The 20,982-nt window shown below is 45.8% G+C and carries 19 protein-coding genes and 2 pseudogenes; 7 read left to right on the top strand and 14 right to left on the bottom strand.

What is annotated here, in order from left to right:
- Positions 1-179: 179 nt before the first annotated feature.
- Together QUB56_RS31265 and QUB56_RS31270 are read right to left on the bottom strand one after the other, a co-directional pair.
- Positions 180-425: a hypothetical protein gene (locus QUB56_RS31265; protein ID WP_332960237.1), complete on the bottom strand. Its 246-nt coding sequence runs from the start codon at positions 423-425 to the stop codon at positions 180-182.
- A gap of 12 nt (positions 426-437) precedes the next feature.
- A complete protein-coding gene (locus QUB56_RS31270) occupies positions 438-2,825 on the bottom strand; it encodes a GAF domain-containing protein (protein ID WP_332960238.1) in 2,388 nt (795 codons plus the stop codon).
- Positions 2,826-3,324: 499 nt separating this feature from the next.
- Between QUB56_RS31270 and QUB56_RS31275 the strand changes: the two genes are divergently transcribed.
- The 4 genes from QUB56_RS31275 to QUB56_RS31290 all read left to right on the top strand — a co-directional run bounded on the left by QUB56_RS31275 (position 3,325) and on the right by QUB56_RS31290 (position 6,708).
- A complete protein-coding gene (locus tag QUB56_RS31275) occupies positions 3,325-4,104 on the top strand; it encodes a calcium-binding protein (protein ID WP_332960239.1) in 780 nt (259 codons plus the stop codon).
- A 318-nt stretch (positions 4,105-4,422) separates the two neighbouring features.
- Positions 4,423-4,650: a hypothetical protein gene (locus tag QUB56_RS31280; RefSeq protein WP_332960240.1), complete on the top strand. Its 228-nt coding sequence runs from the start codon at positions 4,423-4,425 to the stop codon at positions 4,648-4,650.
- Positions 4,651-4,656: 6 nt separating this feature from the next.
- Positions 4,657-5,028 (top strand): Uma2 family endonuclease, encoded by a 372-nt coding sequence (locus QUB56_RS31285; protein ID WP_332960258.1) that lies wholly within the window; start codon positions 4,657-4,659, stop codon positions 5,026-5,028.
- 183 nt (positions 5,029-5,211) lie between these two features.
- Entirely contained in the window at positions 5,212-6,708 is a 1,497-nt protein-coding gene (locus tag QUB56_RS31290) for a tetratricopeptide repeat-containing serine protease family protein (RefSeq protein WP_332960241.1), read from the top strand.
- A 126-nt stretch (positions 6,709-6,834) separates the two neighbouring features.
- On the opposite strand, the gene QUB56_RS31295 is transcribed toward QUB56_RS31290, so the two are convergent.
- Positions 6,835-7,614, bottom strand: a complete 780-nt coding sequence (locus tag QUB56_RS31295) for a Tat pathway signal protein (RefSeq protein ID WP_332960242.1) — start codon at positions 7,612-7,614, stop codon at positions 6,835-6,837.
- Between the two features lie 664 nt (positions 7,615-8,278).
- On the opposite strand from QUB56_RS31295, the gene QUB56_RS31300 reads away from it, so the two are divergent.
- Positions 8,279-9,706, top strand: a complete 1,428-nt coding sequence (locus QUB56_RS31300) for an NB-ARC domain-containing protein (protein ID WP_332960243.1) — start codon at positions 8,279-8,281, stop codon at positions 9,704-9,706.
- 137 nt (positions 9,707-9,843) lie between these two features.
- On the opposite strand, the gene QUB56_RS31305 is transcribed toward QUB56_RS31300, so the two are convergent.
- Together QUB56_RS31305 and QUB56_RS31310 are read right to left on the bottom strand one after the other, a co-directional pair.
- Positions 9,844-10,071 (bottom strand): type II toxin-antitoxin system HicB family antitoxin, encoded by a 228-nt coding sequence (locus tag QUB56_RS31305; RefSeq protein WP_332960244.1) that lies wholly within the window; start codon positions 10,069-10,071, stop codon positions 9,844-9,846.
- 53 nt (positions 10,072-10,124) lie between these two features.
- A pseudogene (locus QUB56_RS31310) lies at positions 10,125-10,294 on the bottom strand (type II toxin-antitoxin system HicA family toxin).
- 225 nt (positions 10,295-10,519) lie between these two features.
- Between QUB56_RS31310 and ffh the strand changes: the two are divergent.
- Positions 10,520-11,968 carry a signal recognition particle protein gene (gene ffh, locus QUB56_RS31315; protein WP_332960245.1) on the top strand — a complete coding sequence of 483 codons (1,449 nt, stop codon included), beginning with the start codon at positions 10,520-10,522 and terminating at the stop codon, positions 11,966-11,968.
- Between the two features lie 130 nt (positions 11,969-12,098).
- Here ffh and QUB56_RS31320 read toward each other — a convergent pair whose 3' ends face one another.
- The 4 genes from QUB56_RS31320 to metG form a co-directional block, all read right to left on the bottom strand.
- Positions 12,099-12,686, bottom strand: coding sequence for a Uma2 family endonuclease (locus QUB56_RS31320; protein ID WP_332960246.1), 588 nt, complete (start codon positions 12,684-12,686; stop codon positions 12,099-12,101).
- 85 nt (positions 12,687-12,771) lie between these two features.
- Positions 12,772-13,968, bottom strand: coding sequence for an LPS export ABC transporter periplasmic protein LptC (gene lptC, locus QUB56_RS31325; protein WP_332960247.1), 1,197 nt, complete (start codon positions 13,966-13,968; stop codon positions 12,772-12,774).
- 197 nt (positions 13,969-14,165) lie between these two features.
- A complete protein-coding gene (locus QUB56_RS31330) occupies positions 14,166-14,771 on the bottom strand; it encodes a LabA-like NYN domain-containing protein (RefSeq protein ID WP_006631885.1) in 606 nt (201 codons plus the stop codon).
- A 93-nt stretch (positions 14,772-14,864) separates the two neighbouring features.
- Entirely contained in the window at positions 14,865-16,469 is a 1,605-nt protein-coding gene (gene metG, locus QUB56_RS31335; protein WP_332960248.1) for a methionine--tRNA ligase, read from the bottom strand.
- A 212-nt stretch (positions 16,470-16,681) separates the two neighbouring features.
- On the opposite strand from metG, the gene QUB56_RS31340 reads away from it, so the two are divergent.
- Positions 16,682-17,071, top strand: coding sequence for a hypothetical protein (locus QUB56_RS31340; protein WP_332960249.1), 390 nt, complete (start codon positions 16,682-16,684; stop codon positions 17,069-17,071).
- Between the two features lie 36 nt (positions 17,072-17,107).
- On the opposite strand, the gene hrcA is transcribed toward QUB56_RS31340, so the two are convergent.
- The 5 genes and pseudogenes from hrcA to QUB56_RS37465 all read right to left on the bottom strand — a co-directional run.
- A complete protein-coding gene (gene hrcA / locus QUB56_RS31345) occupies positions 17,108-18,250 on the bottom strand; it encodes a heat-inducible transcriptional repressor HrcA (protein WP_445243421.1) in 1,143 nt (380 codons plus the stop codon).
- A gap of 300 nt (positions 18,251-18,550) precedes the next feature.
- Entirely contained in the window at positions 18,551-19,420 is an 870-nt protein-coding gene (locus QUB56_RS31350; protein WP_332960251.1) for an alpha/beta hydrolase, read from the bottom strand.
- 37 nt (positions 19,421-19,457) lie between these two features.
- Complete coding sequence (locus tag QUB56_RS31355; protein WP_332960252.1) at positions 19,458-19,709, bottom strand: hypothetical protein; 252 nt, start codon at positions 19,707-19,709, stop codon at positions 19,458-19,460.
- Positions 19,710-20,461: 752 nt separating this feature from the next.
- On the bottom strand, positions 20,462-20,722 hold the full coding sequence (locus tag QUB56_RS31360) for a hypothetical protein (RefSeq protein ID WP_332960253.1): 261 nt from the start codon (positions 20,720-20,722) through the stop codon (positions 20,462-20,464).
- Between the two features lie 21 nt (positions 20,723-20,743).
- Positions 20,744-20,830: pseudogene (locus QUB56_RS37465) on the bottom strand (hypothetical protein); the annotation flags it as partial.
- Positions 20,831-20,982: the final 152 nt, after the last annotated feature.

Raw genomic sequence — 20,982 nt, forward strand, 5'->3', positions numbered from 1 at the left:
TCTACCGAAACATAAACCTATTCATATTCACTCATTTATTTATTATACATTGCTGATGTTATTAAATTTTCATTCCTTAGTGATAATGGCGATCGTATTCGGTAAAGCTGCAATTTCAGCATAAGTGCGGTGCTGATTGGATTCCTCAAAAAAGTCGATCGCATTGGCCAGCAAATTCATCACTCTCTCTGAGATTGCAGCAAGTATTTCTGAATAGATTTGATGCCGATATCTAGTGGTGGAACTGCGATGTGGCTGTAAACTATTTCTAAGGGGTCGTTGCTGGGGAAAGGCAATTTTCCTGTCAGCATTTCATACAAGTTTGTGCCGATACCCGCCTTAAAAAGGGCAGGATGGGAGCGATCGCACGCGGGCCTAAAACAGGAGGTGAGGGGAGCGATCGCACGCGGGCCTAAAACAGGCAATTGAACGGGTTCTCAATCAGCAACAACCGTAACTGCACAGATAGTAGAAATTGATTCTGGCTCTGGCAAAATACGCACGCGAGCAAATTTTAAACCGCTGACTCCTTGCAGCGATTCTACCAGGCCCGTCTGAACTTTTGGCTCTACCCAACCTTCGCGAGACAAGTAGCGCAAGTATTGTTGGTACTCTTCCCATTCGTCTTCCGCTGAATAAACAACCGTTAACATTCCTGGCTGGGTAATTCGCTCTTGTAAGTCTTTGTCAACGGCTTTTTCGATCCGCTTTTTCACGAGTTCGTAGCGGATGTCGCGAGTGCCTTTTACGTCAAACATTTTTTCGGTATTTTCGTTGTGAAAAATGTCGATCGTGGTATTCTGCACTAAAACTAAATGTGCGAGCTCCATGTTAATTTGAGACTCGGCTTGCAGGCGAAAAACTGTGCGGCCGCAGTCACAAATTGCTCGCAGTTGTTCGTACCGCAAACTGTGCAGGTGAAACGCGCTGAATTTGGGGTCGATCGATTTTCCTACATAAATCATGTGATCGATACCGTCGGTGCATTCGATGTCGCAGTAGTGGGGGAGAATTTGCTGCATTTTTTCTTGCCAGCGAGCCCAGGTTTCTTGTAGTTTGGTGCTGATTAGGTTCAGCATTTGGTCGTAGCGGGTGCGATCGCTGTAAACGCACTTGTGTTCGTTTTCACAGGCGGCTCGGTAAGCTTCAACGGCTACCTGAACCTTGGGGTCGCACTGCTGAAAATAGTCAAAATATACTTCTAAACGCTCGTTTAAATACTCGGCTGCTCGCACCTCCATATCGACTGTTACTTTTTCTTTTAAATGCTGGATGTAGTCGAGCAAGTCGAGCCGGAGTTGCTCGCCGAGGTGGGTAGTTTGTGTTTCGCAAACGGCATCAGCTATGACTAAAGCTAAGCGAAATTGTTCGAGCAAATCAGTTTGAATAGCTCGGTTTCTTTCGTCGCTAGAACCGCGAATGTCCGAAATTCCGTACAGCGGATAAACGTCAGCAAATACGATTGTTTCTGCGGGCAGTCCCCAACTTCGCCTTTCTGCTTCTTGGGCGAACCGCCACTCGACTGCGGGGTGGATGTTGTGAATCTTGGTAAACCGCTCCTGGATGGCTTGCCGCAGGGCTGCAATGAAGGCGGGAATGAGTTCTTGGGCGTGTTGAGCGTCAATGCCGTTGAAGTGGTTGGGCCGATCGCACAACAGCCCCACGACACCCAAAATCTGCTGCCCGCACCCCTCGCGGGTGATAGATTTGACTACTAGGGGCACCAGCAGCATCGATCGAGTCCCCATTTTCCGCAAAGTTCGATCGCACTCGGTTTCGCACTCCCGGCGCAAGTCTGGCACGTTCCAAACTTGATTTGCTGCTGTGGCTTTCAAAAAGTGAGAATCTTCTAGGGAGTTCATTGAATAAAGAATCGGCTGTAAATGTTGGCCGTCTTTTGCAACTAATAGCTGAACCTGTTCGTCGTCGGGGCGCAGCAGCAAAGTGCCGTCAGCATTGAAGAGCGATCGCAAACACCGATCGATTCTCTCAAATTTTGCTGGCCGCAGCATCGAATCTTGATCGATCAATAACTGAGTCAGCCGCCGAATTTTCTCCTGCACGGTGACATCAAAACCTTCTAGCAGCAGCCAACCTTCTACGCGGTAATTATCCAACTGCAATCGATCGGCTAAATTTTCCAGTTGATTCGGCTGCATCAGCCAAGCTTCCCGTTCCGCCACAGGCATTAATCTTAAAGAAACATCCGCAAATTCATCTATTTTTGAGTCAATCCGACTAATTTTCAACTGTTCCGAACAGAGCCAAAATTCAATAAATCGGGGTTGTCGGTGTTTGGGGTTTTTTACACTCGCGGTGACAGGTTCGTCTAGCACCTGCAAACCATCGATATCAATTTGATAATATTGTTTAAATACCCAGTGCAAAAGGTGGTGGCGGTACAATTGTCCTGCTGTTTTGCCGTTCCAATCCTCGAACATTTCCAGCAGAGTGATGCCGGTTTCTGCAAACCCACCGTTGGTAGATTTAGTTGCCAAGGACGTACCCTCCCAACCGGTCAAGCGACAAAATGCAGCGTTAGCGTAACGCAGGGCAAAAGTTCTCGGTTCCATTACTGCGATTAAAACGCGGCGGTCGCCTAGCAATTGAAACAGTCGCTTGAAATCTTGTTTCCACGTTTTCAAGCGTTCCATTTCAGCAGATTCAGTGGGTACTTTGCCAGCCAAAGCTTCCAGTAGCTGTTCTATACTTGGTTCGCTGGGCAGATTGTTACTGTCTTGCTCTGTGGAGACGATATCTGTCGCTGGCAGTGATTTTACGGAGTTGTTGTTGTTTTGATGGGAAGACGAGTTAGGAGTTGACATGAGTAAAACACCTGAAAGCAGTGGATTTTGCCAAAAAATATCAGCGCTCGGCAATTATGGCTTTGTAAAGAACTTTGAGCCTGTTTGTAAAGTTTGTGTGTGGGTATGGGAAACTGGGTTTTTTCTCGGACGATGGGCCCAGGGACTGTTACTTTTATTCACAAACAACCTCTCAGTCTCAACGTTATAGGGGATATTAAGGTGTGTACCACCTAGGGGGTAACACCCATTATAAGCGGTAGATAGTAGCGGATAGTGTCAGCAACTAATACTATTTGACTCAGAGGCGAGATAGATAGCAGGTTTGGGTTGAAGGAGGCACAGGCCTGGGAATTGGTAATTGGTAATTGGTAATTAGTAATTGGCAATTGGCAAGCAGGTTGCTTGTCAGTAATTTAGCAAATAAACTTGCAACCAAAAATTAAATACACTGGGTATTTGGTAACGCAAGTATTAACATATATAATACAGCTAACAGCATTGGATAAAGGACATACTTATGGCTTTAACGATTAACAATCTCATCAGCGATGTGACAGGATTCCCTGTATTTGCTGGCGGTGGACCACGTCTTTTGGGCTTCGCTACATCCGATGAGATTGACGTAGAGGATGGAAATTTGTCGTCTTTTCCCTGGGGAGTTTGGGGACTCGACGGCAACGATACTATAGGAGGATCGTCGGATTCCAATGAACGGCTGTTAGGAAATAATGGCAATGATGCGATCGGCGGTGGTGGCGGAAATGACATAATTTACGGCGGGAAAAATGACGATCGCCTGGATGGAAATGATGGCAACGACGTAGTTAGGGGCGACGCCGGAAATGACGTTATGTTTGGAGGGTTCGGGAACGATATCCTGCGGGGAGGGCAAGGAGAGGACGATTTAGACGGCTATGAGGGCAACGATTTCTTGGTGGGCGATCGGGGAGTTGACGTGCTCACGGGAGGGTCAGGTGCTGACATATTTGTGCTCAGAAGCAACGAAGGATTTGGAGTCAATGCAGCAGATGTCATTACAGATTTTAACTTTGACGAGGGCGATCGCATCGGTTTGACTGACGGTTTAACCGAACTAGACCTCCTCTTCACGGACGACAATCTAATCGCTTACGACAATGACGGAATTGTAAATGATATGGTGATTCGCAACCGAAGAGACGGACTGATTGTGGGAGTAGTTTTAAATGCGGATAGCTTTGAACTTGTCGGTGCATTTGAACAGGCTAGTCCGTTTGCTTTGGCAGTTAATGGTTCTCAATTCCAGTTTTTGGCTTAGTTATTTGTAGGTAATTAGACGGGCGATCGGGCTAGTTCCGGGTAGGAGATACGGCACTGCCGTGTCCCTACATATCGTGGGAAATCTATCTGTAAGCAACCGTACTTTGCAGAATTGATATTAAAACAGTTATCCCTTTAGATATTTTTTATGCTCATCTAAAAGTAGAAATTAAAACTCGGGGAAAGTATATAAACTGTTGTGCATTTAAATTGTATATTTCGAGTCCCGATCAAAAATCGTCAAATCCTCTCCCCCTCTCCCCGAATCCCCCTCTCCCTCTCTAATACCATAGGCAATCTAGATGCAACACAGCTTATGACCATTGCCACTCACCCCAAATTAACTGTACTCCCAGAACAGCGGTTGATTTTGCCGCTATCAATGACTTGGGAACAGTTCAAAGCTTTGGATTCCTTGCTAGAGTACACTCGCAGTGTTCGCTTGTCTTACCTCGACGGATATGTGGAAATTATGACACGTTCGTCGAAGCATGAAATCATTAAATATCTGATGGCAGGAATGTTATGTCAGTTTTTTTTATAAAAAGATATTAGTTTTAGACCGACGGGTAGCGCTACACTCCAAGGGGAAGCAAAAGGCAGCAGCAAGGAACCAGATTTATCTTACTACTTTGGCGAAGACAGACGGCAGCGAGAAACACCCGATTTGGCGATCGAAGTTGTTTTTACTAGCGGAACTATCAACAAACTGGAATACTACCGCAGATTTAACGTAGCGGAAGTTTGGTTTTGGGAAGACGGAGTATTTTCGATTTACCAACTGAACTCGGAGGGTTACGATCGCGTTTCTCGGAGTATGCTGTTGCCGGATTTGGATCTAGAATTGCTGGGGAGATGCCTGCAAATGTCGGAAGAAAAAGAAGCTTTGAAATTGTTTCGGGATGCAGTTCGAGCTGGTTAACCTAGAAGATATACAAGTAAAATATGGCAGAGTAATGCCGGCAATGGTGGAAATATACGAAATGTACGAAATGTCATAAAAAGCGAAATTATCGGCAAACATCCAGGGTTTCTGGTTTTCAGAAATTTTATTTTAATCTATACTATTCGGAGTATAAAAAATCTTACTCTTCAGCAATTACCTATGAATAGGGATTATTCGCGCTTTGATTCCCTCACCAGCATCCTAGCAGGAACAGTAACGGTAGCAGGAATAGTTGTTTTTGCAGCAGCACCAGTTTTCGCAAAAACTCCCCAAGAAATTGCCAAATTAGCTGAATCTGTAACCGTTCAAATCAACAGTACAAATCATGGTGGCGGGACAGGATTTATTATTGCCAAACAAGGCACGACTTACACTATACTGACAGCTAACCACGTTGTTGCAAATAGCCAAGCTACCTATACGATTCGCAGTCATACGGGAAAAGACTATGCAGTAACCCATTTTGCACGATTACAAAAAAGCCAGAATGAGCCTGATTTAGCAGTCCTAACATTTAACAGCACAGAATCTTATCCAGTTGTTACTTTAGGCGATTCTGCACAAGCGACAGTTGGAACAGAAATTTTTGTGTTTGGCTATCCAGGTAATTTAGCTGAAAATAAATTGGGAACTAAACGCAATTTTGAGTTTTCACCAGGCTATATTACCAGCCGTCTCCCGAATCATCCGCGTGGTTATACTTTACGCTACAATGCTATTACGAAAGGGGGCATGAGTGGAGGGCCTGTATTTGATGCTGAAGGGCGTGTTGTTGGGATTCATGGAGAAGGCGATATCGATTATGATCGTGTCACAGACGGAAAAGTTATGACAGGTTTAGCGTTGACTAAAACCGGGTTTAATTCTGCGATTCCTATTAACACTTTTATAGCTAAATTGTCGGATGCAGGTTTAAATCGTTCTGCTATTTTGGTGAATACTTCCACCGCCACTAACGCACCTCTGAAACTGAACAATCCCCAAGATGCTAAGACTTATTACGTTCGGGGTTTAACTCGGTTTGACAAGGGAGATTTGTCAGGGGCTGTTGCCGATTTTAACCAAGCAATTCAAACTCAATCAGATTATTCAGAAGCTTATTTCTATCGAGCCCTCGCTTATTTCGATTTGAAACAAATGCCCAAAAGTATCGCTGATTATAGCAAGGCGATCGCCCTAAATGCCGGTTATGTTGACGCTTACTACAATCGGGGGCTGGTTTTGTCAGCAATTGGAGATAAACCGGGGGCGATCGCAGATTATACTCAAGTCATCCGCTTGGATAGAAACTTTGCAGCAGCTTACAACAACCGAGGATTGGCGCTTTCGGACTTGGGCGATCAAAAAGGGGCGATCGACGATTTCAATCAAGCGCTGCAAATCAATCCCGGTCGCGCCAACACTTATTTTAACAGAGGATTAGCGCTGTTTCGCATCAATAACGATCGCTCTGCCTTAGCTGATTACACTCAAGCGATTCAACTCAATCCCAATTATGCCAAAGCTTATGCTAACCGAGGCATTACTTTAGCGAGAATGAGAGATACAAAAGGGGCGATCGCAGATTTGCAGCAAGCCGCCCGTTTATTTAGGGCTCAAGGAATGAATGCAGATGCTCAAAAAGCATTAGATTTGATTGGTCAACTGCAAAAATAGGATTGATTTGATACAGAATATTTGTAGGGAAACGGCACTGCCGTGTCCGTATCCGCAGAAATATAGGAAGAGAAAGAAAGAGGACACAGCAGTGCTGTGTCCCTACCGAATATCTCTATTACTTCCCTAAAACCTCACCGTCACCAAAATCACCCGCCGAGGCTGATCTTCCGCTTCAATAGTATACTCAACACGCCCAAAACCTTTCGGTCCCGGTTCAACTAAATCATAGCGAGATGTCACCGTACCTCCGGCTGTATCGTATTGAGCAAAAACAGCACCGGGATTCCTCCCAGCAGACGCATCCGCATCCCCTCCCCAAGAACCCCAATCATCCAATCGCGATCGCGTTGGCAATACAGAAGCCGCGATTTCTGGAGGTGTAAGTCTTTGATCGGCTAAGACTTGTTGAGCGTTATGAATAGCGCACATTGTCGGCCCTGAAATTTTGGCATCGCTATACTGATCTTCCCACTTTTGTACGAAGCCAAAGCCAACATTCGGGCCGACTCGATCCTGTCTTTGCCGCCCCCACAGCCGACTGGTATCTGATGCAAAATTAGAACCGCTGCCAGTTACCGCTAATTCGGTTCTTTTGCTGGTAAAATTGCGGTTAACAAATTCTTTGTCTGCGGTGCGAATGGCGTTAGCGGCCGCTGGTTCTATTTTACTGCTAACATTAGTATTGCCTTGTACGATTGGTGAGAGAACGCCAGGGATGGGCTGTGCTCCACAATATTTTTGAATACCGTTAAAAACGCGATCGGCTGATAAAGCACTAATCGGAAATTCTAGGGAATAAGCTTCAGCAGGTTTGGGGAAAAAGATGCCGGATGTTGCGGAAGCAGCAAAAGAAGCGCCACCCCAGATTACGATACGATTAAATTGACGGCGGCTAACACTCATAATTTATCTACTCCCTGGAGAGCTTGCCCCTGGTATAATGTGGAACCAGAAGAAGTAGTAATACCCATCATTACAATTTGTGGCTCGGGAACAAGAGATATCAAGGGCTAGGCTTTTACCATTACTAACATCGACCAGCAGTGAATTGACCTGCCCAGCTTTCCCTACCTGGGAGGCTACTTGATTTCCATCTACATAAACATCTATTTTCGCAGGGGGTTTGCTATCCTGATCGCTAACCCCATACTCTATTCGGAGAGAGGCGCGACCCCCAGGCAGTCGGCAGGTGATACCCAAAGGTGTAGCTGTCAGAATGCTGGTGTATATTTGTCGGGCTATGGAAACATCTGTGCTTGTGGTCCAATAAATGCTAGACCCTCTCTTAACACAGTTCAGCTCGAATATATAGATTTCGCGCTGGGCCTGTGCCACTTGTGCGCCAACTGTCGCTAAAGTAAAAGACAATACCCCAGCCGAGAACAAACCGCTGAGCCACCGCACTCGCTTCATATAAATATCCTGCTAATACCTTAATCAATTAATATAAAGGATGAGCTGTGTAGGAAAAGTCCTGACTTTAGATAGATGACAAAATCAAAAATGTCACTATTGTACGAAATGTCAGGTATAATGAATGGCGTAAACTCCAGCTTCTCCCTAATCTATGGATATTGCCGAAGTTTTGACACTGGCAGATGAGCTAATTTTTGCTAAAACGGGAAAGCATTTAGATTACGTGCAAGAAGCTATTCTGCGGGGAACTTTACAAGACACAACTTACACGCAAATCGCTCAAGAAGTTTACTCAAGTCCAAGTCATGTCAGAAATGTCGGCTCACAACTTTGGAAAATACTTTCTAAAGAATTGAAAAAAGATATTACTAAAACAAATTTTAGGGCTGTATTAGAGAAGGGTAAAATTTATAATTATCAATCAGCAATTGTTGAAAATATAACAGGCGAGAGTATAACAGTTAATAATAAGCTTAACATTTGTCGTGAAAAAGTGCGATCGCCCAAAACACCCCAAAACCCCCAACCAACCGCAAAACAGCCCCGGATCGACTTAGGCGACGCACCAGAAATCTCGACATTTTACGATCGCACATCCGAACTCACCACCCTCAAACAATGGATTTTGGAAAACCGCACCCGTCTGATCAGCATCTTAGGATTAAGCGGAATCGGCAAAAGTGCGATCGCACTCCAACTAATCCAACACATTCAATATGAATTCGACTGTATAATCTGGCGAAGCCTCCGCGACGCGCCACCCCTCCAAATACTCCAAACCGACTTAATTAAATTCCTCTCGCAGCAGCAACAAACTACCCCCCCCTTATCAAGGAAGGGCGAAGAGATTCAACCTCCGTCTCCCCCCCGAAGCTTAGGGGGGTTGGGGGAGGTAATCAACTATTTGCGATCGCACCGCTGTCTCATCATCCTCGATGACGTGCACACAATCTTCAGCAGCCAACAACTAGCAGGAAACTACAAACAAGGCTATGAAAATTATGGCACTTTCTTCAAACAAATAGCAGAATCATGTCACAACAGTTGCATAGTTTTGCTCAGTTGGGAAAAACCCAGAGAAATTGCAGCATTAGAAGGCAAACCTAAAAATTGTCAAACATTGCAACTCAATAGTTTAGGCGAACCAGCGCGAGAAATATTCACACAAAAAGGTTTAGCCGAATCAGAAAAATGGTCAGAATTGATAGACATTTACCGAGGTAACCCCTTGTGGTTAAATATAGTAGCTGCTGCCATTCAAGACTTATTTAGCGGCAAAATTTCTGAATTTTTATCCTATGATAGCCTAGTTTTAGCAGACTTAGAATATTTATTGCACCAACATTTTCAGCGCTTGTCAGACAGCGAAAAACAAGTAATGTCATGGTTAGCAAATCAAATCAAAGCAGTCGAAATCTCCCAAAAGCCAGCCCTGCTCGAATTATCCCCTTCAGAATTCCTAAAAGCCGTCGAATCATTGAGACGCAGGTCATTAATCGAAAAAGTCCAAAAAGGCGATCGCGCGCTGTTTGCAGTCCAGCGGGCGATCGCAGAATACATAAAAACCAACATCAAATAACACTATTTCTCAAAAGTAACTTCCAGGCTCCAGCCTGGGAATCAATATCCAGAGGCTCTGCCTCGGTTGGGAAAATGGAGGCAGAGCCTCCGAATATGCCTTACTTTCGCCAGAGCCTGGTAACGAGTAATTTATATTCAAGCAAACAGCAAGTTTTCTACCAGAGTTTTAGGTTCTGGGAGAGATTTACCATCTGCCTGATATTCTTCAACTAAAAGCTCTAATACCTCTACTGCATTCTGCAAAGCTTCTTCGTAGGTATCTCCATGAGTGTGGAACTGCTGAGATGGAAAATTAGGTAAGTGAACTAGGTAGCAGTTATCTTCATCAGACCATTGAATAACAATTATATAAGGTAATTTCATGATTCAGGTTCCTCTTCTTCAATTGCTTTCAATATGCCAATCTTTAGATTAACTTATCTCACTCTAAATACAGTTTCGCATCATCGCCATCATTTCCAGCAATGGTAATTGGTTCATTAGGTAGTAAAGGATGAACCCATCTTGTATGGCTGCCTTTTGCCGAACGATAAGTAAACCCAGCTTTTAGCAGCACGCTTTTGAGTTCTCGAATCTTTTTGGGCATAAGCAGACATTAAAACTGTGGCAAGGTGACGGAAATACTTTAATCGTATTCCAGAAAGTAGGGTTTGTCCAAACGTATCCTAATACATGAATTTGAAGTAGTTGCAGCATTAATCCGCCTTCCTCAGCGGTTAGAAAATAAAAACATTCAACTTTCAGCAAAACCCCAATCCAAAAACTCCCATTTAGCCTAAAATTAAAAATAGTGACTAGCCAACAATGCCCTATGTTTGAAGCCCTTGCCGATCGACTCGAATCCACCTGGAAAAAACTGCGCGGACAAAATAAAATCTCCGAGTCCAACATCCAAGACGCGCTCAAAGAAGTCCGCCGCGCCCTTCTGGAAGCCGATGTCAACCTCCAAGTCGTCAAAAACTTCATCGGAGAGGTAGCAGCAAAAGCACAAGGAGCAGAAGTAGTTTCAGGCGTCCGTCCAGACCAACAATTCATCAAAATCGTCCACGACGAACTCGTGCGCGTCATGGGGGAAACCAACGTACCCCTCGCCACCGCCGACTCCGGCCCGACAGTCGTGCTCATGGCCGGTTTGCAAGGTACCGGGAAAACCACAGCCTCAGCCAAATTAGCACTGCACCTGCGCAAGCAAAATCGTACCGCACTGCTAGTCGCAACCGACATTTATCGACCAGCCGCGATCGACCAATTGCTCACACTCGGCAAACAAATCGACGTACCAGTATTTGAATTAGGCAAAGACATTGACCCGGTAGAAATTGCCCGCCAAGGCATCGAACACGGCAAACAAATCGGCATTGATACCATCATCGTCGATACAGCAGGCCGCCTGCAAATCGACCAAGACATGATGGCAGAATTGGGCCGCATCAAACAAACAGTACAACCCCACGAAACGCTGTTAGTTGTTGATGCCATGACCGGCCAAGAAGCAGCAAATTTAACCCGCACCTTTCACGAACAAATCGGCATTACCGGCGCAATCTTAACCAAATTAGACGGCGACAGCCGCGGCGGTGCAGCTTTATCCGTGCGGCAAATATCCGGCGCGCCGATTAAATTTGTCGGCGTCGGCGAAAAAGTGGAAGCATTGCAACCATTTTATCCCGATCGCATGGCATCGAGAATACTCGGCATGGGCGATGTCTTGACGCTAGTAGAAAAAGCGCAAGAAGAATTCGACATCGCCGACGCCGAAAAAATGCAAGAGAAAATGCTCACGGCAAAGTTTGACTTTACCGACTTTCTCAAACAAACCAGACTGTTAAAAAATATGGGTTCCCTCGGCGGCATCATGAAAATGATTCCCGGGATGAACAAACTCTCAGAAGAACAAATGCGGCAGGGAGAAGTGCAGCTAAAACGCACCGAAGCCATGATCAATTCCATGACAGTAGAAGAACGCCGCAACCCCGAACTTTTAGCAAGTTCTCCATCCCGCCGCCGCCGCATCGGCAAAGGCGCCGGCTACGCAGAAAACGACGTAACAAAGCTCGTCAGCGACTTCCAGAAAATGCGTACAATGATGCAGCAAATGAGTCAAGGCAACTTTACAGGAATGGGAGGATTGCCCGGAATGCCCGGAATGCCCGGAATGGGCGGCCCCGGAATGCAGCCCGGTTCCCGCGGCTACATGGGCGCCCAGCAGAAGAAGAAAAAGAAAAAAGATAAGCCTAAAAAAGGTTTCGGACAGTTGTAATACAAGGAAGAAGTAGATACCGTAGGGTGCGTCCCTATCAAAAATCTATCTTCTTCCTGATTCTTCCTTCGTGTCCTAGCGCTTACGCGCGGCTTCGCCTAAGGCGTCGAAAGCGGTTCAATAATCTACTCTAAAAACTTTGAATCGTTTGTTTAAATTCGCGCATAGCCTGAAGGTGATTTTCAATAGTAATACACCTCACCAATAGTACAATATCTAAATCAGGTAGAACAAAAGAGCGATCGACCTCTGCATATCCATCAGCCCCCAACCAATACATACGAAGTGCGCCATTTTCCCAAAACCAAACTTCAGGAATTTGCAGGCGTTTGTAAGCTTCCAACTTGTTAATACCGCCACTAGTCACCACCACTTCCACCGCCAAATCAGGAAATTCTCGGTTAGGTCCCAACTTATAGGATTTATCAGCTTCTCGCTTCACCAAACCCGATGGACTTTCCAGCGTCATCGAACCAGTAGGCTGATAATCAATTCCCATTTGAAGCAGATAAAGATCTAGTAGAGAACCAATTCGTTCTTTAATAGTTTCATGTTTTTCTCCAGGCATACGTCTAATCTCCAATACCCCATCTAAAAACGACAGCCTCACCCCTGGGCGTGAGAGAAGTTGTTCAACCACCTTAAACTCTCTCCAACTCAGCTCGTCAATTAAGATAGGTTCATCGATCCCTTCTAACCTTTCTAAAGTTGTCGTCATCCCAACCGCTCCTTACTCAATCCAATCTTAATTATATCTGCGTTCATCTGCGTTCATCTGCCGACATCTGCGGTTGCAATCCCATCTACTGTCCAAAAGTTCCCTTATACTCGTCCGGTACAAATTCCGTAACCACTTGGCCCCCGCCGCCGTCGCCTTTGACAATCACAGTTTGATTTTTCAACTCTCCCGCCGCCCTCGGCCCAGTCAAATTAAACACCGGATTTAGCTGCCGGTAAACCACATTTCCTTCCGCATCGAAAGTCTGGTTAGTTAAATACCACGTTACTCGATCGGTATTTAATTGAGCTTGACGTTTTTCCCCAATTCCCACCACATTTCCCGTCAAATAAAATATTTTTTTCTCTAAATCTCCCCGCCCTGTATCCCCAGTCATCGTCACCTTTTCCACGCGGTGAAAAACCTTCACAAGCCCGGGCGATACCACAGATTGCGCCGGAAAATTCCAACTCATCAAACTGCTTTCTATTTGCAGCGGCGGGTCTGATGGCATCAACTGAGCGTTTTGCGTCAGCGTCGCAATCTTGGTTTTTAAGTCTACATCTACTTTGTCGGCAAAACCGCTGTCTGTTACTATTTGGTCTTTGTATCTATCAATTTGAGTCGGCTTATCGCTGTTTACCTTTTGTTGAGCCACAAACCACACTAAGTGCTCAGTTCGCAATTGCAAAACCGGATCTTTAACATTAGCCACCACAGAGCCGAATAACTCCATTCTCTTAGCCCTACTGAAAACCCGCGCTTCCTTCGCTGAAGCCGTCACCTGTTTGTGCTCTCCCGTCAAATTGTTGCGGACAACTAAAACATCTTCCTTCGGCCGCCACTCCAACTCATTTCCCCGCAATACCACTCCACTTTTCAGGTCTTTAGCGACTATGTTACCTTTGAGAAAAACCTGATTTCCTTCCTGAAAGACCTGCCCGGTTTCTCCCTGAATGTCGTAAATTTCTTTGCCGTCCTGAAACAATTTGCCCACAGGTTTCTGAACGTTAACTATCTTTTTGTCTTTGCTGTAAACGGCATTTTTCGAGTTTACTTTCCAGAACGTCTCGCCCTTTTCGTTTGCTTGTTCTAGAGTTACTTTGTTCAAAGTTAAAGTGCTGTTTGACTGTTGAGCAGTTTTGATATCCTCAGCTAATTTGTTTTTTTGAGTCTCTTGGGGAGCCGCACAAGCAGCAATCCCCAAAATCAGTGCTGGTAAAAATAGCAGCATCAATTTTGGGGATTTGAGATTGGGAATTTGGAATTTGAGATTAATCATTGGCAATTGGGAATGTGTAATCGGTAATTGGGAATGGGGAATGGGGAATTGGTAATTGATAATTGAGTATTGAAAAACACTTAATCAAAAATTAAAAATGTGTCATTTTTTGTTTAAATTTTTAACTTCTAATTCTCAAGGATTCAACCCATTAACCATCACCCATTACCCATTACCTATTACCCATTACCAAATCCCTATCTGTCGTCGTGTTCCTCCATCAAGCTCAGACCTGACAAAGGGCGGTAAGCATAATTAGGGCGAGATGTTTTTTGGATGTCGTCCTTAATCATTTCCAAATCGATATAGCGATCGGCTACATTAATCAAACTGTCGCTCGTCATCGATCGCAAACTCACCACCTCAACCCGCACGCCGCGATAGCTTACAGCATCGACAGCATAAGCCAAATCGCCATCACCGCTGACCAAAACCGCCGTGTCGTAAGACCCCACTAAAGCCATCATATCCACAGCGATTTCTACATCTAAATTCGCCTTCTTAGAACCATCTGGCAACTGTACCAAATCCTTAGAAATCACCCGGTAGCCGTTGCGGCGCATCCACAGCAAAAACCCCTGCTGTTTCTCGTTAGTGCGATCGACACCCGTATAGAAAAAAGAGCGCAGCAGCCGCGAACCCGCAGTTAAACGGCACAGCAGCTTAGTGTAATCAATCTCAATTCCTAACTGCAAAGCCGCGTAAAAGAGGTTAGAGCCATCAATGAAAATTGCTACTCGACCCCTATTTTCTAGAACCTGTTCCGGCGTAAAAAGGTCATTGCTTTCTATTCTATTCAACATGATTGTTATGCCTCAATTTTTATGAAAGATTGGTAAGGAAATAACTGCTAATTCGTAATCTGTCATAGCACCCCGAGCCCTGGCTGCCAACTATCAAGTTACTGTTTCCAGCAGTTCGAGTCGCTTAAACACTGGTTGAGCTTCCCCCAGAGTTTGGTTTGCCGGCAAAGCGCCCCAGGCAGCATGATCTGCAAAATTCGCTAAACTGTTAACTGTAACCCGATCGTTAAAGTCAATTGAAAAACCTAGCTGTTGATAGATAGCGTTGCTGATATTCGGAATAATCGGCGATAAAAGGTAAGATGCTAGTCTAACAGATTCCAGAACAGAATATAGCACTTGTTCTACACTTTCTATCTGTCCCTGCTTGTACAAACTCCAAGGTGCTTGCACGTCAATAAACTTGTTCCCGGCTCGAACTAATGCCAGCACGGCTTCGCAAGCCTTGCTCAAAGCCAACTCTTCGTAAAAACCCGCTACTCGATCGCCCAAATCCAGGCTCATACCCTTGAGAAGGTTGTCGCCGTCAATGTTTTCTCCCAACACATTTGGTACGCAGCCACCGCAATATTTGCGAGCCATGTTTAACGTGCGGTTAAGCAAATTTCCCAAATCATTTGCTAGCTCAGCATTCAATATATTGATAAACCGAGTTTCGTTAAAATCGCCATCCTCTCCGAACTCAATTTCTTTGAGGAAATAGTAACGCACTGCATCAGCGCCGTATTTCTTGACCAATTCGACTGGATCTAAAGTATTACCCTCCGTTTTCCCCATTTTTTTGCCGTCTTTGGTCAAAAACCCGTGTGCGAAGACGCGACCCGGCACCGGTAGATTCGCGGACATCAGCATTGCCGACCAGTAAACAGCATGGAAGCGGAGAATATCTTTGCCGATCAAGTGCAGGTCAACCGGCCACCATTTAGATAAAGCATTCTCCAACGTCGGGTCGCTGTCCGGATCTAGCAAGGCTGTGACGTATCCCAGCAAAGCGTCAAACCAGACATAGATGGTGTGACTCGGATCAACCGGCATCGGCAGACCCCATTCCACATTCACTCTAGAAATCGAAAAGTCTTGCAGTCCAGAGTTGACGAACCTCAGCACTTCGTTGCGGCGACTTTCCGGCGCGATGAAGTCGGGACGTTCTCCGTACAAAGCCAGCAGTTGGTCTTGATACCGCGACAGGCGGAAAAAGTAATTTTCCTCATCGCGCCACTCAACTTCCTTGCTGGTGTGGACAGAACACCGATTTCCTGGCAACAAATCCCGTTCATCTTTGAATTCTTCGCAGGAGACGCAGTACCAGCCTTGTTGCTGGCTCAAGTAGATGTCGCCTGAGTTCCAGACGCGCTGGAAAAATTCTTTGACAATGTACTCGTGGCGCCGCGAAGTTGTGCGGATGAAGCGATCGTACTGGATGTCGAGTTGCTCCCAAAGCGCCTCAAACCCCGGAACCACTAAGTCGCACTGAGCTTGGGGCGATCGTCCCAAACTCTCGGCCGTCCGCTGAATTTTCTGCCCGTGTTCGTCAGTCCCCGTCACCAGCAAAACTGATTTGCCCCGCAGCCGCTCAAATCTGGCTAGGGCATCGGCTGCCATAGTCGTGTAAGCGCTGCCAATGTGAGGTAAATCGTTTACATAATACAGAGGCGTTGTGATCGCAAAGGTATTTTTAGTTTTATCGGTCGATTTCATTGAATGCTAAAAGAAAATTCCCTAAATTTCGTTTCGATCTTAACTCAGCGGTTAAATTTTTTATGAAGTGGCAATCAAGCCAAATTTACTGCAAGTTATTTGCAATTGTCTAACCCGGGCTATTCCCAAAAGAAATATCGCTTTCATCTCAACACTAATCTTTTTTAGTTCTTTTTGACGAACTCTCTAAAATGTCTTAATATTTTGACATTTTGCTGGCTTCGGGTGCCGCGCGATCGTCGCGCAAGCCTCCTCAATTCATTTTTCGAGCCGCGATCCCTAGAGTTGGTCGCGCACCTAGGCAAGCACCAAAAATCATCGGTTGGGCAGTTAAACCCGCGGTTCGACTGGCGATCTATCGACCACTTTCTGTGAAGGCGCGATCGTTTGCCATCGCCATCTCTTTCCCCGATCCCCTCCAAGTCGATCGCCCGCAACTCCTGCCAATTTCCCAGCCTCTCATGGACGCAGAAACCGGGTTGTTTACGAAACTCTCTCCTCAAGCGCGATGCTTTACTTTCTTGCCCCAAAAAGAGTATAAAAACCTAGGTTTTTTCTCACAAAACGAGGTTTATAAAAGTTGCGAGTGCGTCCACAGATAATAAAACCCCAAGCCAGTTAAGCTTGGGGCTATCAAATTAGGGTGCCTCTAACAACGGATTATCCGATCGCCCTCGATCGCCATCAGGAAAACTAACTCGATTTCCGCCAATAGCTTCTGACAAATAATCCGCCGCAGCTTCCACCACCGCGATCGCATTTTCGTAAACCATCCGCGTCGGCCCCAAAACCCCTACACTACCCACCGGCACCGATCCCCGGCGGTAAGTCGAAGAAATCAGAGTACAGCCACGAATTGGTTCTAAAGAATTTTCCGAACCAATACGCACCGTTACCCGCTTCCCGGGGGTGTCCAACTCAGGCGATTCAAAAATCAAAGGCCAAAGCAGTTCTTGCTCTTGTTCGAGCAGTTGCACCAGGGTTTGAACTTGCTGCAACTGCGAAAACTCAGGCAAGCGCAGCGCTTCTGCCAAACCGCCGATCAGAATCCGCGTGTAGGTTGGATTGCTTTGGCGGCTGCTCAAAGCACTCAGCATCGTTCCCATCCACTCAGCGTACAGTTCAAAGTCCCGGTCTAACTCGCTCCAGTCTACAGTCGAGAGTTCCGAGAGCGATCGTCCCCGCAACTTAGTGTTCAAAAAATTCGACAAAATCTGCAATTGGCTATCGACGATTTCGACATCAGGTGTATTACCTTCTGCGTCCCTCGGCAACTGCACCAAAACCGACTGAGTTTCGTAGGCATCCGTCACCACAATCAGCATCACCTTTCCCGGCTCTAGCTGCACCAGTTGCAAGTGCCGCAAGCAAGCCATATTGGTTTGCGGTAGGGTGATCATGGCTATGTAACCGCTGATAGTTGCCAGGATTTGAGCAGCGCCGCGGAGTGCTGCGTCCATGCGACCATCGGACCAATTGAGCTGGTCTAGTACCTGTTCAACCTTGCGGGCCAGCGTATCAGACGGCTGAATCAACTGGTCTACGTAAATTCGGTAGCCGGAGTCAGAAGGGACTCGTCCTGCCGAAGTGTGGGGCTGATAGAGGAGTCCAGCTTTTTCTAGAGTCCCCATCGCATTGCGAATTGTAGCTGGGCTGACGCTGAGGTTGAATTCGTCAGCCAAAGCTTTTGAGCCAACGGGTTCCGCTGTAGCTATGTAGTGGCGAACCGTTGCCCAAAGGATGTGTTGTTGCCGATCGGTGAGGTTAACGCGCACAGATATTTAAGCAGAATTAGTATTCAGACAATTTGCCACTATCGAGTCAGAAGCTCTGTCCTTAAGGGCGATCGGGCAGAGTTATTTATTTAAGATAACAGATTTAGGCTTCGGTGAGTTCAGCAACGGATTGTGTACGGGATTTTACGGATTGTGTACGGGATTTTACGGATCGATGTTAAGGGAATGAACAGGGAAAAATGTTTTAACTTTTAACTTGTAACTTTCTATTTGGGAAGCTTCGCTTCAGAGAACCCGAGCTCTGCCCAAGGCCCCATTCCTCGGCCGCGCTTTACCCAATGCCCTTTAAGAGTGTTCTTGCAGAATATTTTGCAGGTAACTAGCCACTGCATCCGGCTGTTCCACCATTGCCAAATGGCCGCAATCGGGTAGCCGAAGGACATTCTCGCCGCCACCTTGGAACATCCAGTGAAAGCTAGCCAAATGCAGCACGTATTTTGGTTCCATAATTTTGTCTTTAGTGCCGGCAATAAAATAAACAGGCTGCTTTAGTTGAGACACAATTTGTGGCAAGAGGTGAATCTGGGCTTCTGTGGTCGAGTCCAACAAAGCCCCCAAAGCTGCCTCAGGATGAGCTGCCACGAAATCTCTCAAGCGCTGCCGTCCCCAGGAGCGACCGATCGAGCGGGCTACAGAATCGCGGGCAAACACGAAATCTGCTAACGGCAAGTGAGACAGCCAGCCGGGACGCATTGTCACTAGCTGCTTGCCGACCGCTCGAAACCGCTCGAATTCTTCCTTAAGATAGATGCCGCCGCCTGCATTGATGCAGACGACACCTTTAACGCGATCGGACAATTTGCTGGCTGCCCAAAGAGCGATCGTACCGCCCAGAGAGTGTCCCACCAGCCAAGCACAAGAAATATCCAGTTTTTCGAGTAAAATTTCCAAATCGATCGCGTAAGCTGCGGGAGTGTAGCAGGAATTTAGCGGTGCTCTAGGCCCGGTATAGCCGCCTCCGTCGGATAGAGAATCGCCAAACCCCCGCAAATCGTAGGTCAGGCACTGATAGTTTGGTGCCAAGCGATCGGTCAAAGGTTGCCAGTAGCGACGGCTTAACAGCCAGCCGTGGACAAATACCAGAACCGGGGAAGTTGCAGTCGCAGCCGTCAAATCGTAAGCGTGCCGAACCCCTAGAATGTCGATTGTTGTCATAATTTTATCTTATCCGCTCTCTAAGACCTATGTAAACCTATGTAAGTAGGTCAAAAAGACTCAACTCTATCGATTTACCGCTTACTTCCTGCTTCAGGGCGGTCTTAAGCTGACGATCGAGATGTTTGTCCACTTCAGAGGCAATCTTGGCATAGCTTGCCATTTTATCCGATCGCCCTGGAATAAATATTCCTTCAAACCAGCGTTCTATGTTTTTTGCAGCATTCAAATCTCTATCTGCTGTCTGACCGCAATCTAGACATACATAAACGCAATTTCTTAAGGGCATTTTGTAGCGATAATTTCCCAACGATCGCAACAAGTTTTGATAACTAGGAAACCCTCAGTCTCTCTGTGTCAATTGAGATGAAAAATTTTCTGGGTTGTATTTTATTTGACGTAGAAATTTGTACATTTCACAGTCGGCTATTGCACCCGCTAACTTGTGATTCAAAAATCTTTTAAGCCATAAAATCTCTATAGCAATCCTCAATCATTCAGATAAATTTGTAGGGTAGTGCCCCCGTGCCTACCCCCTATCTATCGGGGCAACCACGGGGGGATTGCCCCTACAATAATTACGCAAATCATTTAGGATTGCTATATCTTTACTTCCCCTTGTTTTTTTGCTAGGTAATACGTAAGTTTATGGAGCGCATTTTTGCGGATATTTGCGACTTAGACCTGTAGTTTCGCGAGCTTATTTACTACCTTTGTACGGTTATAACCTCTGGCTTTACGAATCACGCCCGGTGTTAGCGCTTCAAGTTTTTGCACATTTGTCGGTCAGCTTTGGAGTTAGCAAATACTTGACCGTTAAAGCAAACACCGAGTTCTTTAATACCGATATTAACGACCACAGGCAGGCGCCCTACCTCAACTATGGTCGATTATATCTCGTATATTACCGCTATAAACCATCAGTCAGCGGTGCGACTAATTACGCAATTGTGTGCGGTTGTAATGGGTAACGTTTCGCACAGTCTAAACCCACCTATTTTAGGGAGCTTGATACGCTTACTATCCTAGCTAATTCCTGATTTAGCTTTTGTAGCTGGTTCTATATAAAAAAATCTTAGCTTGTCCTCTTTTATTAATTTTATGCTGTCTTAGCCCTTTCTTAAAGCATTTACTCCAAGCTGTACTTAACTTACCTAATCCTGGGTGCCGTGAGGGTTTATAACTATTGTAATACCATGGGTAAATACTTTTAATTTCAGCTACCAAAGGTTTTTGTAAATCGATAGTAGTAGGGAGTTTTACGGTTTGAGCCATTGCTCGCAACGCCACTACTTCCAGCATGAACCCGTTCGCCCAATTGTAAGCGTGTATTGCTACTCTACAATGTTGACGGAATAGAGCCACCTGTTTATTATTAGGTTTTAATTCGGTCTTAAACGAAAGTTGCACTTTTTAAACTCCCGTATTTATCTCGCACATCTTTTCTCTTATGGCGGTTCTTTGGTAGATGAGGTAGCCAATCAAAGTTAAAAAGCTTGAAAACACGATCGTGTCGGCGTACCCCATTTTTATGATAACCGCTATCTACACTCGTTTGTACC

It is taken from the genome of Microcoleus sp. AR_TQ3_B6, assembly GCF_036702785.1.
Lineage (GTDB): Bacteria > Cyanobacteriota > Cyanobacteriia > Cyanobacteriales > Microcoleaceae > Microcoleus.